This window comes from Halosolutus sp. YCN4 (assembly GCF_059736495.1).
The window spans coordinates 464,724-478,535 of sequence record NZ_JCASSM010000003.1; the positions used below are offsets into that span (position 1 = coordinate 464,724).

The window sequence follows — 13,812 nt, forward strand, 5'->3', positions numbered from 1 at the left end:
ATCAGTTTACCCCGAATACGATGATTCGAACGGTGGTTGCGGCGCGAGTCAATCCCCGACGGAGCGACGAGCCGACCGTGGCGACGTCGTCTCTGAGCACGCTGGGATCGCGACGCCGTCGTGCCAGTTCGGCACCGATTTTGGGGATCGAACCCAGGATCCCCTCCGGCAGGAAGAGCACGACCGCGACCAGCAGCAGTCCGGTCAGCGCGTTGTAGTACTCCACGTAGAACGGTGCCTGGATCAACAGGTAGACGAGCACGATCCCACCGATGACGGGACCGACGAGCGTTCCGTACCCGCCGAGGATCGCCATGAACAGGATCTCACCCGACACGAACGCGTACAGGGTCGGCTCCGGACTGACGTGCAACTGGAGGAGCGCGAACAGTCCGCCGGCGAGTCCGCCGTAGATGCCGGAAATCACGAACGCGATCCAGACGTACTTCTCGACGGGGATGCCGACGAACCTGGCGCGCGTCCGGTTCTGACCGATGGCGTCCAGTGCCCGCCCGAACGGCGAGTTGACGAGCTTCCACATCACCAGCAACGAGACGACGAGCACGACGACCGTGAAGTAGTACAGGATCAGATCGTACCCCGACGTCGTCCACTGGAAGCCGAACAGCGTCGGCGGGTTCAGCCCGTCGGGGCGAACGCTGAGCCCGTCGCTCGAATTGAAGTAGCTGCTCTGCAGGACGAACGCGTACAACACCTGGTTGAACGCGAGCGTCAGCAGCGCGAAGTAGATGTCGAGGTAACCGGCGACGAAGTACCCGATCAGCACTGCGATCGTCGTCGCGGCGACGACGCCTCCGAGGAGCAGTACCAGCCCGCTCGAGACGTCGAAGTACGACGCCAGCACGGCGGCGCCGTAGGCGCCGACGCCGAAGAACGCCGCGTGACCGAACGAGACGAGTTCCGTGTGGCGCAGGATGAGGTTCAACCCGACTGCCGCGAGCCCGAACAGGATTCCGCGGTGGATCGCGGTAAACGAGATGCCGGTAAGCCGCGTGATATCGGGAACGAGAAAGAGGACGACGAGTCCAACGGCCGCGAGGACCGTTCGGCGCTTGCTCAGTTCCATCCCCTCCGAGAGGCGCAGGTGGGTCTCGCCGTCGCGTTCGACGAGGAAGCGACTCACTGGATCTCACCCCAGGTCCCGTAGATTCCCTCGGGTTCGATCAGCAAGACGAGCACCATCAGGAGGAAGGGGACGGCCAGTTCGAGTTCCGGGTAGTACGGCGTCACGACCCGGCTGGAGACGCCGACCAACAGCGCGCCGACGAACGCCCCCTTCAGACTGCCGAGTCCGCCGATGACGATCACGACGAACGACAGGACCAGCCAGTCGAGCCCCATACCGAGGGAGGCCGGATTCGGACCGATGCTGACCATCGCACCGCCGAACCCGGCGAAGAACGCGCCGATCGCGAAGACGAGAGTGAACATGCGGTCCGTACTGACCCCGATGGCCGTCGACATCTCCCGATCGATGGCGGTCGCTCGCACGATGCGGCCGGTCTTCGTCCGATCGAAGAACCAGACCAGCCAGGCGAACACCGCGACGCCGATCAGAATCACGAGGACGTTGTACGAGGGGTAGCTGACGCCGACGAGTTCCGTCGTCGGGATCGCGTTGATGCCGCTGTAGACGCCGACGTCGATCGGCGACGGTCCCCAGACGACCTTCATCACGTCGGTCAGGACGAGCAACAATCCGTAGGTCAACAGGAGCTGGTAGACCTCGTTTCGGTCGTAGATCGGCCTGATGAACGTGGCCTCGAGCGCGCCGCCGACCGGCAGCAACACGGCGGCGGCCGCGAGCGAGCCGGCGAGGACGACGACGCCGAAGATCACTGCCGTCACGGGTCCGGTCGGGGACGCAACCTGGCCCACGAAGAAGCCGACGACGCTGAAGGCACAGAACGCGCCCAGCGCGTACAGCTCTCCGTGCGCGAGGTTGAGGATCCCGAGCACGCCGAAGATGATCGTCATCCCCGACGCGATCATAAACAGGATCGACCCGTAGTAGAGGCCGTTGAGTACGTGTTCCAACATAATTACTGGATTCGGTTTCGCACGTTGTTCACCAGCTATCGATCCAGTCGGCGGAGACCTCGCCCGGTGGCGGCGACACGTTCTTCGCAGCGAAGACGTTCACGTCGGCGAGCGCAGCCGCGTCGTACTCGTCCGACCAGGTCAACTCGCCGAAGTGGGCGTTGGAGTACCCCTGATGGTCCGCCCCGATCGTGTGGTAGCCGGCCGGCGTAAAGAACCCGTGATTCTCGAGGACCGTCGCGAGTTCGTCCTGTTCGGGCCACCGGCCGAGAAGTTGGACGGCCTTCTCTGCGGCCGTCGCCCACGCCGTCACCGCACCGTAGCCGCTCATGAAGTGAGCCGTCGGCACGACGCCGTACTCGCTCTGGACCTCCTCGACCAGATCGGCGGCCGGACTCCACTGGTCCGTCGACGGTTCGCCCCAGTAGAAGTTCCGCGACCCCGAGTAGATCGGCCCATCGACGAGGTCCTCGGTCAGGTCGTTTGCCGAGCCGTAGAGGACCGGGCCGACCAGCAGTTCGGTACTGTCGAACATGCCGTTAGCGTGGCCCTGCTCGAGCAACAGCGTCGCGTCGCCGCCCCAGCAACTCGAGAAGACGACGTCGGGTTCCTCGTTGTTGATCTCGGTGATGTGTGTCGACATGTCGTCGGCTCCCAGATCCGGGAAGCCGCTGTATACTTCCTCGGCTCCCGTGAGCTGTTCGATCCCCTTCGAGAACAGTTCCATCTCGTCCTGGCCGAACGCGTAGCCGGGATTGATCCCGGCGTAGGTATCGATCGAGTCCGCCCCGAGGACTTCGACCGCCTGCTGGACCGCCGCGAGCGCTTCCATTACGTCGTGGTTCTGGAACCGGAACGAGTAGGTGACGTCCGGGAAATCCTCCTCGTACAGCGTCGTCACCGTCCCGTCGGTGGAGACGTTGATGACCTCCTTGGCCTCTATCTCCGGGACCATCTCCGCGTGGCCGCTGCTCGAGATCGGGCCGAAGGTGACGTCTTTCCCCTCGTCGACGAACTGCTCGTAGTTCGTGAGATGCGCGCCGCCCTCCTCGACGACGTCGAGGTTCATGTCGCGGCCGGCGATCCCGCCGTTCTCGTTGATCCGACGGACCGCGGTTTCCGCACCGTACTCCGCCTGCTTGCCGAGCACCGCCGGTGCACCTTCGGTAAACGTCTGCAGCCCGGACTCGATCGGCTCGTCCGGAACGTCGGCGTCTTCCAGCGACTCCTGCTCGCCTTCGAGTAGTTCCGTACAGCCGGCCAGTGCGATCGCGATCGCCGAACCGCCGACGGTTTTCAGTAACGTTCGCCTGTCGATCCCCCCTGCGTCTGCCCCTGCGTCTGGTCCTGTTGTCATGGTCAGTATACACCGTTCCGTGGCTGTTTCGCCATACACCTGAAAGTCACTACAGAGCCAAATAGGCGAATGTATACATGTTAACCGTGATCGGCTGATTTCCGAACCCGATCGGATGGCGGAATGCAGAGACGCGTCGTCTCGATCCGATGGTCGTCGACGGACTGTTCGATGAGCGTCTGAGTTACCGGGGAGAAGCGCGTTCGATAAACGTGTGAGTTACCAGAACGGTTATTCTTGTCTGACGTACGTTTATGTGGCCGGACAGATCCCTAGGACGTATGTCGAAAAACCGCGTCGAGCAGCTCGAATCGACGGTGGCGGAACTCGAGTCGACTATAGCGGGACTGACGGACGAACTCATCGAAGCGAAAGAGCGCATCCGCGTCCTCGAGGCCGAACTCGACGCCGACACGCCGACGCGCGTCCCGGAGCGCCGCAACACCGAGGCGGACCTCGACGAGGCCGCGGAAGCGGAGACGACCGAAGCGAATCCGGACGACGTCGCCGAGGCAACAGCCGACGCCGACGACTCTACCGGCGACGAAGCGGAAGACTCAGGTAGCGACGACATTATAGTCGCATAACCGCACGACCGCGAACCGCATGACTGCACCGCGGCATCGGCCCGCGGCCGTCTCGATCAGGCCGACGGAGGTTTCGAGAAGGGTATGTATATCAAGGCGCTCGTTCTGGACAACTTCAAGAGCTTCGGCCGGAAGACGAAGATCCCGTTCTACGAGGACTTCACCGTCGTCACCGGGCCGAACGGCTCCGGCAAGTCGAACATCATCGACGCCGTTCTCTTCGCCCTCGGACTGGCCCGGACTCGCGGCATCCGCGCCGAGAAACTGACCGACCTCATCTACAACCCCGGTCACGAGGACGGATCCGCCTCCGGCGGGCCGCGAGAGGCCACGGTCGAGGTGATCCTCGACAACGCCGACGGGGCCCTGACTCGGTCGCAGGTCGTCAACGCCGCCGGCAGCGAGGACGTCGGCGACGTCGACGAGATCCGCATCCGCCGGCGCGTCAAGGAGACCGAGGACAACTACTACTCCTACTACTACCTGAACGATCGCTCGGTCAACCTCTCGGACATCCAGGACCTGCTGGCCCAGGCGGGCGTCACTCCTGAGGGGTACAACGTCGTCATGCAGGGCGACGTCACCGAGATCATCAATATGACGCCCCACGCCCGCCGCGAGATCATCGACGAAATCGCGGGCGTCGCGGAGTTCGACGCCAAGAAAGAGGACGCCTTCGAGGAACTCGAGGTCGTCCAGGAGCGGATCGACGAGGCCGAGTTGCGGATCGAGGAGAAGCGCGATCGCCTCGCCCAGCTGGAGGACGAACGCCAGCAGGCGCTTCGCTACCGCCGGCTCCGCCGCGAGAAAGAGGAGTACGAGGGGTACAAGAAGGCCAGCGAACTCGAGGAGAAGCGCGAGGAACTCGCGGGCGTCGAGGACCGGGCCGACGACCTCGCGGACGAACTCGACGGCCTCCAGCGCGAACTCGACGAACGCGAGGGCAAGGTCGTCCGCTTACAGGAGGATCTCGAGGACCTACACGCCGAGATCGAGCGCAAGGGCGAGGACGAACAGCTCCGGATCAAAAGCGAGATCGAGGAGATCAAAGGCGACATCTCGCGGCTCGAGGACAAGATCGAGGCCAGCGAGGCGCAGATCGAGGACGCCGAATCGAAGCGCCGGGAGGCGTTCGTCCAGATCGATCGCAAACAGGAGACGATCGAGGAACTCGAGGACGAGATGCGCGAGCACAAACTCGAGAAGGCCTCGATCAAGACGGAGATCCAGGAGCGCGAGGCCGAACGCGACGAGCTCGAGGCCGAGATCGAGGCCGTCGACACCGAGTTCGACGAACTCAAGGCCGAACTCGCGGAGCGCAAGGACGACCTCGAGGAGGCGAAGACCGAGAAGAACGACCTCCAGCGCGAGCAGGACCGCTTGCTCGACGAGGCTCGCCGCCGATCGAACGCGATCAGCGAGACAGAAGAGACGATCGAGGAGCGCCGCGAGGAGATTCCCGAGATCGAGAGCCGGCGATCGGATCTCGAACGCGAACTGGAGAAGGCCGAGCAGAACCGCGAGAACATCGCGGACGTGGTCGACGACCTGAAGGCCGAGAAGCGGCGCATCCAGTCCGACGTCGACGATCTCGACGACGAGATCCAGGCGAAACAGCAGGAGTACGCCGAACTCGAGGCCAACGCGGGCGAGAGCGGCGACTCCTCGTTCGGGCGCGCGGTGACGACGATCCTCAACTCCGGGATCGGCGGCGTCCACGGCGCGGTCGCCCAGTTGGGGAACGTTCCCGGCGAGTACGCGGTCGCCTGTGAGACCGCCGCGGGCGGTCGCCTGGCCAACGTGGTCGTCGAAGACGACGTCGTCGGCCAGCAGTGTATCGAACACCTCAAGTCGCGCAACGCCGGCCGCGCGACCTTCCTGCCGCTGACGGATATGAGCCAGCGCCGGCTCCCGAACGCCCCCAGCGATCCGGGCGTCGTCGACTTCGCGTACAACCTCGTCGACTTCGATTCGCAGTACGCGGGCGTCTTCTCGTACGTGCTGGGCGACACGCTGGTCGTCGAGGACATCGAGACCGCCCGATCGTACATGGGCGACTACCGGATGGTCACCCTCGACGGCGATCTGGTCGAGAAAAGCGGCGCGATGACCGGCGGCTCCGGCAAGGGGTCGCGCTACTCCTTCACCGGCGGCGGCGAGGGACAACTCGAGCGCGTCGCCAAGCAGATCACCGATCTGCAGGAAGAACGCGAGTCGCTGCGCGAGGAGCTCCGGGACGTCGAGGAGCGACTCGACGACGCCCGGGACCGCAAGACCGACGCGGCCGACGAGGTCCGATCGATCGAGACCGAGATCGAGAAACTCGACGACAGGCGCGACTCGATCGAGACCGAAATCGAGACGCTCGAGGACGAACTCGCGGAGCTGAACGAGGAACGCGAGTCGGTCGACGAGCGGATGACCGAGATCGGCGAGCAGATCGAGACGAAGACGACCGAGGTCGAGTCGATCGAGGCCGACATCGACGAGTTAGAGAGCGAACTCGCGGACTCGAAGATCCCCGAGTTGACCGCTCAGATCGAGGACTTGAAGGCCGAGATCGACGATCGCGAGGACCGAATCGACGAGCTCGACAGCAAACTCAACGAACTGGGCCTCGAGAAGGAGTACGCCGAGGACGCGATCGAGGACCTCCACGACGACATCGAGGCCGCACAGAACCGTACGGCCGAACACGAGGAGCGAATCGCGGAGTACGAGGAGACGATCGCCGAGAAGCGCGAGACGCTCGAAGCGAAACACGAGGCCGTCGAGGAACTCGAGGAAGAACTCACGGAGCTGAAAGCCGAGCGGAGCGACCTCAAGGAGGAACTCGCCGACGCGCGGACGAAGCGCGACCAGCAACAGGACCGGGTCAACACCGTCGAGAGCAAACTCGAGGACAGTCGCGAACGGGCGAGCAGCCTCGAGTGGGAGATCGACTCGCTCGAATCGGAGGTCGGCGACTACGACCCCGAGGACGTCCCCGACCACGACACCGTCCTCGAGATGATCGACCTCCTGAGCGCGGACATGGAGGCGATGGAGCCGGTCAACATGCTGGCGATCGACGAGTACGACGAGGTGCGAAGCGACCTCGAGGAACTCGAGGACGCGAAGGCCACGCTGGTCGAGGAGGCCGACGGCATCCGCGATCGGATCGAGCAGTACGAGACCCAGAAGAAGCAGACGTTCATGGACGCCTACGAGGCGATTTCGGCGCACTTCACCGAGATCTTCGAACAGCTCTCGGAGGGGACCGGGACCTTGCACCTCGAGAACGAGGACGATCCCTTCGACGGCGGCCTGACGATGAAGGCCCAGCCGGGCGACAAGCCGATCCAGCGCCTCGACGCGATGTCGGGCGGCGAGAAGTCGCTGACCGCGCTGGCCTTTATCTTCGCGATCCAGCGGCACAACCCGGCCCCGTTCTACGCGCTGGACGAGGTCGACGCCTTCCTCGACGCCGTCAACGCCGAGCGGATCGGCCAGATGGTCGAGGAACTCTCCGAGAAGGCGCAGTTCGTCGTGGTCTCGCACCGCTCGGCGATGCTCGATCGCTCCGAGCGCGCGATCGGCGTGACGATGCAACAGGACAACGTGAGCGCCGTGACCGGGATCGACCTGAGCACCGAGGAGGTACCGGCCGATGACTAGCGAGGGGAGCGAGCCCCCACGCGACCCGGACGCGTCGAGCGGGAACGGGCGGCGCGACGGCCCGCGAGACGGCGGGTCCGACGACGACATCCCCCTGAACATCGCCGGTCACGAGGATCGCGATCGGCCGGGCGAGGACGACGCTGTCCTCGAGTTCGCCGACGGCGACGACGAGTTCGACGTCGGACCGAAGGGACGTGACGCAAACGACGAAGACGGGGACGAGGACGAAGTCGAACCGGTCGAACTGCTCGTCCAGTTGGCCAAGGACGGCGAGATCGACCCGTGGGACATCGACGTCGTGCGGGTGACGGACAAGTTCCTCGAGGCGCTGGACGACGTCGACCTCCGCACGTCGGGGCGGGCGCTGTTCTACGCGAGCGTCCTCCTGCGGATGAAAAGCGACGAACTGTTCGCGCCGGACGAACCCGAGGAGGAGGAACTCCCGCCGTGGGAGGCCCCGTTCGCCGACGAGGGGCCGATGGACGGGGCGGACGGCGACGGGCCGGCACCCGGGTTCGACCCCGTCGAAGGCCTCGAGGCGGAGATGGAGCGACGACTCGAACGAAAACACGCCCGCGGCAAACCCGAGACGCTGGACGAACTCGTCCGGGATCTCCGGGAGGCCGAGCGCGGCAGCTGGTGGAAAGACTCCCGGAGTTACGACACCAGCGACTCGCCTCGCGGGTACGATCGGGGGGTCCAGGAACTGCACTACCACTCCGACGACGACTTCCGGGTCGACGACGAGCCGACCAGCGACGACGTCACGCACACGACCCACGAGGAGGACATCGAGACGGTGATCGAGGATGTCGAGACGGTGCTGGCCGACCAGTACGAGAAGGGGCGCGACGAAGTCCTCTACGCCGAGATTGACGAGGTGGGGGGCTCCCGCGTGATGACCTATCTCGCCCTGCTCTTTCTGGCACACCGCGGCCGGATCCGTCTCGACCAGGACGAACTGTTCGGCGACCTCTGGATCCAGGACGCCACCGTCGAGGCGGACGCGAGGGAAGCGATCGCCGACTGATACGGATTGCTGTAACGATGTACCGGCGCAACCGCGATCCGGGCGGCGGTCGCGCCGGAAATGACTTACGGTAAACCGTATGAGATCCGAGTCGCGCTCCGACGGTCGCCGTCGGAACCGGCCGATGCTGGCCGGGGAACGATCGTCGAACCGTCCGGTATCGGCCGATATACGGTTCGTCGCCCACGATATCCGACGATCCGGTTTTTCGAGCAGGATCGTCGGGGAACAGGTCACCGATCTGGAATGATACCAGCTATCACATCTCACGAGCGCACAAGTGGGCGGAGCGACTGGATGGTGGTATGTCGGACCAGGTAGCCGAGGGGACCCTCACCGAGGGGACCCTCGTTCGGCCGATGTTCAGGCTGGCGTGGCCGCTCGTCGTCATCCAGCTGTTGCAGGTCGCGTACAACGTCGGCGACACGTTCTGGCTCGGGGCGCTCTCGCCCGACGCCGTCGGCGCGGTGAGTCTCGCCTTTCCCCTCCTCTTCTTGCTGATCGCCGTCGGCGGCGGCTTCACGGCGGCGGGGGCCATCCTCGTCGCCCAGCACACCGGCGCCGAGAGCGGTGAGGACGGGCTGATCGCCGGGCAGACGCTCTCGTTCGTCTCGCTGGTCGCGATCGGACTCGGTCTCCTCGGGTACGCCGCGACCGATCCGATGCTCGCGCTCCTCCCGGCCCAGGGCGACACGCAGGCGGCGATCATCCCGCTCGCGGCCGAGTACCTGCGGGTGTTCTTCCTCGGCCTGCCCTTCCTCTTTGGCTTCTTCGTCTTCGTCTCGCTCATGCGGGGGTACGGCAACACCCGCGCGCCGATGCGGGTGATGGCCATCAGCGTGTTCCTTAACCTCGTCATCGACCCGGTGTTCATCTTCGGCGTCGGTCCCGTCCCGCGTCTTGAGGTCCAGGGTGCCGCCGTCGCGAGCGTCCTCTCGCGAGCGCTCGCGACCGCGATCGGGTTCTACATCCTCTACTACACCGACGTGGGGCCCGACATCCAGCCCGAGCACCTGGTGCCGCGCCTCGAGTACGTCGGCGAGATCACCCGGCTGGGCGTCCCCACGGCCCTCGAACAGTCGATGACAGCGCTCGCGATGATCGCGATGACGGCGATGGTCGTCACCTTCCCGCCGGCCGTCGTCGCGGCCTACGGCCTCGGAAACCGCCTCATCTCGCTGGCGTTCCTGCCGGCGCTCGGCCTGGGACAGGCGACGGACACGATCGTCGGCCAGAATCTCGGGGCCGACAGGGCCGATCGAGCGGAGAGAGCCACGTGGATCGCGGCGGGGGTGATCGCCGCGATCATGCTCGTCGCGGCCGCCGTCGCGTTCCTGTTCCCGGAGCCGTTCGTCTCGGTGTTCCTGACGGCGGAGGCCGAGGGTCGCGCGGCGACGATCGGCTACGGCGTCACGTATCTCCAGTTCGCCGCGTTCGCGTTCGTCTTCATGGGCGTCCTGCAGGTGATCCAGGGGGCGTTCCGCGGCGCGGGGAACACGAAGACCGCGCTCGTCTTCGCCGTCCTCGGCCTCTGGATCGTCCGCGTGCCGGTCACGTACTACCTCATCTTCGTCGCCGACTGGGGGACGACCGGGATCTGGGCGGGCGTCGTGTTCGGCGACGTCGTCGGCGCGATCGCGGCCGTCGCGTGGTTCACCCGCGGGACGTGGAAGGGATCGATCGTCGACGACGAACCCGTCGCCTGTGAGACGCCGGAGGACGCAGCCGCAACGGAGTAGCTCAGTCGTCGGCCAGCGTCCACTCGCCCGGCCCCTCCGACGCGATGACGTCGCGCCGTTCCATCTCGGTCACGACTTCGGGGATCCGGTTCGGCTGGGCGATCTCCATCTCGATGCGATCGATGCCGTGGAACTCGGCGAGGTAGTGGCGGATCTCCTCCTGCGTGAACGTCTCCTGGTCGGCCTGTGCCATGACCCCCGAGACGAGATCGATCATGTCCTCGATGAAGTTCCAGGGGTAGACGATCCAGGTCCAGTCGTCCAGGTGTTCCCCGACGTAATCGGGCTGGTACTCGCTGGTCCCGAGCAACTGGAGGGTCGCGGTCCGGACCTCGCCGGCACCGCGCTCGTCGACGTACTCGTGGGCGCGCTCGATCGAGCCGCCGGTGTCGGCGATGTCGTCGATGATGAGGACGTCCTTGTCCTCGACGCTCCCCTCGGGCATTGGGTACCGGACCGTCGGTTCGCCGCTCTTCTCGGCGGTGCCGACGTAGTGTTCCATCTTCAGGCTCGTCAGGTCGTCGAGACCGAGAAAGTCACAGAGACACCGTCCGGCGAACCAGCCACCGCGAGCGAGCGCGACGATGACGTCGGGTTCGAACGCGTCCCGTCGAACCTCGTCGCCGACGTCGCGACAGAGGCCGTAAATATACTCCCAGTTCGTGACCGTACAGTCGAAATCGTCCGGCAAGTCGGACATCTGGTGGCACCTACTCGAGAGACTGCAGCCCGATCCTCATAAGTTGGCGGAATCCCGTCCGCCGAGGCGATCGATCTCGTCGTCCGTCGACGGATCGGCCTCGACTCGGCGGTGCGGGCCGATCGAGTGACGCCACTCCCCAAATTTATAACTGGGTAGTATAACCTAGTTGTTGATGCCACCGACACAGCTCCAGGCCGCCCGTAACGGCGACGTAACGGAAGCGATGCGCCGCGTCGCCGATCGCGAGAACCGCGATCCCGCGTTCGTCCGCGAGCAGGTTGCAGACGGACAGGCCGTCATCCCGTCGAACCGGGCCCACGACGCGCTCGATCCGATGATCATCGGCCGCGAGTTCGCGACCAAGGTCAACGCCAACATCGGCAACAGCGAGACGACCAGCGATCGCGAGACCGAACTCGAGAAACTCCACGCGGCGGTCCACTACGGCGCGGACACGGTGATGGACCTGAGCACTGGAAGCGATCTGGACGAGATCCGGGAGATGCACGTCGAGCACTCGCCGGTGCCGATCGGGACGGTACCGCTGTACGAGGCGGTCACACGGGCCGGCAGTCCCGACGCGATCACGAAAGCGTTGCTGCTCGAGATCGTCGAGAAACAGGCCGCGCAGGGCGTCGACTACATGACGATCCACGCGGGAATTCTGGCCGAGCACCTGCCGCTGACGGACGGCCGGAAGACCGGGATCGTCTCCCGTGGCGGGTCGATTGTGGCCAGGTGGATGGAAGCGAACGGCGAACAGAACCCCCTGTACCAGGTTTTCCCCGAGATCTGTGAGATATTCGCCGCCCACGACGTCACCGTCAGCCTCGGGGACAGCCTGCGACCGGGCTGTCTGGCCGACGCCTGCGACGAGGCCCAGTACGCCGAACTCGACGCGCTGGGCGACCTGACTCGAGTGGGGTGGGACCACGGCGTCCAGGTCATGGTCGAGGGGCCGGGCCACGTCCCGATGCACCGGATCGCGGAGAACGTCGAGCGCCAACAGACGGTCTGCGACGGCGCACCGTTCTACGTCCTCGGCCCGCTCGTGACCGATATCGCGCCGGGCTACGACCACATCACGAGCGCGATCGGTGCCGCGATTGCGGCCCAGGCCGGGGCCGCGATGCTCTGTTACGTCACCCCGAAGGAACACCTGGGACTCCCCGAGGCGGAGGACGTCCGCGACGGCCTGGCCGCGTACCGGATCGCCGCCCACGCCGCCGACGTGGGGACCGAACGCCCCGGCGCGCGCGACTGGGACGACGCCCTCTCGGAAGCCCGCTACGCGTTCGACTGGCGCGAACAGTTCCGACTCGCGCTCGATCCCGACCGCGCCCGCTCGTTCCACGACCGGACGTTACCCGAAGACAACTACAAGGAGGCCCGCTTCTGCTCGATGTGCGGCGCGGAGTTCTGCTCGATGCGGATCGATCAGGATGCTAGAGTCGACGGCGAGATGGAGCGCCTGCGGGCGACGACCGACCTCGATCGATCGCCGGCCGCGTCGGTGAATCTGCCCCCTGTCGGGACCCACGAAGCGGGCGAACACGCGACCGTCGACGGCGGCGAATCCGCGGCCGACCCCGCCGAGGACGATTGATTCCCCGGTCGATCGCGAAGGCGTCGACGATGGATTGATACACCCTCCGTCCAACGGCGACGGTATGGATACGGTTCGCGCGCTCCAGGTCGACGCGTTCACCGACGAACCGCTCACGGGGAACCCGGCTGGCGTCGTGCCGGACGCCGACGGTCTCTCCGAACACCAGATGCAGTCGATCGCCAACGAACTCGCGCTCAGCGAGACGGCGTTCCTCCGCGCCAGCGAGGCCGCGGACCGCCGCGTTCGCTACTTTACGCCGACCCAGGAGGTCGACCTCTGTGGCCACGCCACGATCGGCTCGTTCGCGCACCTCTACGACGTGGGGCTCGAACCCGGTACGACGACGCTCGAGACGAACGTCGGCGTCCTCGAGATCGACGTCGAGGCCGACGGAGCGGTCTGGATGACCCAGGACGCGCCGACGATTCGCGAGGTCGACGTCGGCTACGATCGCGTCGCGGACGCGCTCGGCGTCGACCGGGCCGCGCTCGAGGGCGCGAGCGCGGACCTTCCGCTGGCGGTCTCCTCGACCGGACTCCCGTTCCTGATCGTCCCGATCACCTACCTCTCCGATCTCGGGAGTGCGAAGCCGGACATGCGGGCGATCGATGCCCTGACCGACGACGTCGACGCGACCGGGATCTACTGTTTCACGTTCGACGCGCTCGAGGCCGAGTCGACGCTCCACGGCCGGATGTTCGCCCCCGGAGCAGGCGTCCCGGAAGACCCCGTGACGGGGACCGCGAGCGGGGCCGCCGGTGCCTACCTCGATCGGTTCGGCGCGTTCGACGACGACTTTCCCGAGGAACTGCGGCTGGAGCAGGGCCACTACGTCGATCGACCGGGGATCGTCCGGGTTCGCGTCGGGGGCACGGTCCAGGTCGGCGGCCGCGGCGTGACGGTGCTCGACGGCTCGATCGTCGTCCCCGAGGACGACGAGGACGAGATACTCGAGGCCTGAGACGACCGACGATAGCGGATCGGGTGACTTCGTCGCGCAGAACGCGTTCGCCGGGACCGACGGTGGCCTCGGTTCTCGGTACTGACGTCCGTCGCGGTCGAAACC

10 protein-coding genes are annotated in these 13,812 nt (G+C 65.7%); 6 read left to right on the forward strand and 4 right to left on the reverse strand.

The window, feature by feature from the left end:
- Window position 1: 1 nt before the first annotated feature.
- From AC6I6X_RS12800 to AC6I6X_RS12810, 3 genes are read right to left on the reverse strand one after another with little or no spacing between them, the layout of a single operon-like run.
- Window positions 2-1,144, reverse strand: coding sequence for a branched-chain amino acid ABC transporter permease (locus tag AC6I6X_RS12800; RefSeq protein WP_497930910.1), 1,143 nt, complete (start codon window positions 1,142-1,144; stop codon window positions 2-4).
- Window positions 1,141-2,061 carry a branched-chain amino acid ABC transporter permease gene (locus tag AC6I6X_RS12805; RefSeq protein ID WP_497930911.1) on the reverse strand — a complete coding sequence of 307 codons (921 nt, stop codon included), beginning with the start codon at window positions 2,059-2,061 and terminating at the stop codon, window positions 1,141-1,143. The genes AC6I6X_RS12800 and AC6I6X_RS12805 overlap by 4 nt, the downstream gene beginning before the upstream one ends.
- A gap of 28 nt (window positions 2,062-2,089) precedes the next feature.
- Window positions 2,090-3,418 (reverse strand): ABC transporter substrate-binding protein, encoded by a 1,329-nt coding sequence (locus AC6I6X_RS12810; RefSeq protein ID WP_497930912.1) that lies wholly within the window; start codon window positions 3,416-3,418, stop codon window positions 2,090-2,092.
- Window positions 3,419-3,699: 281 nt separating this feature from the next.
- Between AC6I6X_RS12810 and AC6I6X_RS12815 the strand changes: the two genes are divergently transcribed.
- The 4 genes from AC6I6X_RS12815 to AC6I6X_RS12830 all read left to right on the forward strand — a co-directional run bounded on the left by AC6I6X_RS12815 (window position 3,700) and on the right by AC6I6X_RS12830 (window position 10,434).
- A complete protein-coding gene (locus AC6I6X_RS12815; protein ID WP_497930913.1) occupies window positions 3,700-4,005 on the forward strand; it encodes a DUF7518 family protein in 306 nt (101 codons plus the stop codon).
- A gap of 84 nt (window positions 4,006-4,089) precedes the next feature.
- Entirely contained in the window at window positions 4,090-7,662 is a 3,573-nt protein-coding gene (gene smc / locus AC6I6X_RS12820; protein WP_497930914.1) for a chromosome segregation protein SMC, read from the forward strand.
- Window positions 7,655-8,695: a segregation/condensation protein A gene (locus tag AC6I6X_RS12825; RefSeq protein ID WP_497930915.1), complete on the forward strand. Its 1,041-nt coding sequence runs from the start codon at window positions 7,655-7,657 to the stop codon at window positions 8,693-8,695. Before smc ends, AC6I6X_RS12825 begins: the two co-directional genes overlap by 8 nt.
- A 305-nt stretch (window positions 8,696-9,000) precedes the next feature.
- Entirely contained in the window at window positions 9,001-10,434 is a 1,434-nt protein-coding gene (locus tag AC6I6X_RS12830; RefSeq protein ID WP_497930916.1) for an MATE family efflux transporter, read from the forward strand.
- A gap of 1 nt (window position 10,435) precedes the next feature.
- Here AC6I6X_RS12830 and AC6I6X_RS12835 read toward each other — a convergent pair whose 3' ends face one another.
- Window positions 10,436-11,134, reverse strand: coding sequence for a phosphoribosyltransferase (locus AC6I6X_RS12835; RefSeq protein ID WP_497930917.1), 699 nt, complete (start codon window positions 11,132-11,134; stop codon window positions 10,436-10,438).
- A 175-nt stretch (window positions 11,135-11,309) separates the two neighbouring features.
- Between AC6I6X_RS12835 and thiC the strand changes: the two genes are divergently transcribed.
- Window positions 11,310-12,743 carry a phosphomethylpyrimidine synthase ThiC gene (gene thiC / locus AC6I6X_RS12840; RefSeq protein WP_497930918.1) on the forward strand — a complete coding sequence of 478 codons (1,434 nt, stop codon included), beginning with the start codon at window positions 11,310-11,312 and terminating at the stop codon, window positions 12,741-12,743.
- 64 nt (window positions 12,744-12,807) lie between these two features.
- Complete coding sequence (locus tag AC6I6X_RS12845) at window positions 12,808-13,707, forward strand: PhzF family phenazine biosynthesis protein (protein ID WP_497930919.1); 900 nt, start codon at window positions 12,808-12,810, stop codon at window positions 13,705-13,707.
- Window positions 13,708-13,812: the final 105 nt, after the last annotated feature.

Excerpts from the sequence above, each read along its gene's own strand:
- AC6I6X_RS12805 (WP_497930911.1), bottom strand. The coding sequence starts at position 2,061 with ATGTTGGAACACGTACTCAACGGCCTCTACTACGGGTCGATCCTGTTT.
- AC6I6X_RS12810 (WP_497930912.1), bottom strand. The coding sequence starts at position 3,418 with ATGACAACAGGACCAGACGCAGGGGCAGACGCAGGGGGGATCGACAGG.
- AC6I6X_RS12815 (WP_497930913.1), top strand. The coding sequence starts at position 3,700 with ATGTCGAAAAACCGCGTCGAGCAGCTCGAATCGACGGTGGCGGAACTC.
- smc (WP_497930914.1), top strand. The coding sequence starts at position 4,090 with ATGTATATCAAGGCGCTCGTTCTGGACAACTTCAAGAGCTTCGGCCGG.
- AC6I6X_RS12825 (WP_497930915.1), top strand. The coding sequence starts at position 7,655 with ATGACTAGCGAGGGGAGCGAGCCCCCACGCGACCCGGACGCGTCGAGC.
- AC6I6X_RS12830 (WP_497930916.1), top strand. The coding sequence starts at position 9,001 with ATGTCGGACCAGGTAGCCGAGGGGACCCTCACCGAGGGGACCCTCGTT.
- AC6I6X_RS12835 (WP_497930917.1), bottom strand. The coding sequence starts at position 11,134 with ATGTCCGACTTGCCGGACGATTTCGACTGTACGGTCACGAACTGGGAG.
- thiC (WP_497930918.1), top strand. The coding sequence starts at position 11,310 with ATGCCACCGACACAGCTCCAGGCCGCCCGTAACGGCGACGTAACGGAA.
- AC6I6X_RS12845 (WP_497930919.1), top strand. The coding sequence starts at position 12,808 with ATGGATACGGTTCGCGCGCTCCAGGTCGACGCGTTCACCGACGAACCG.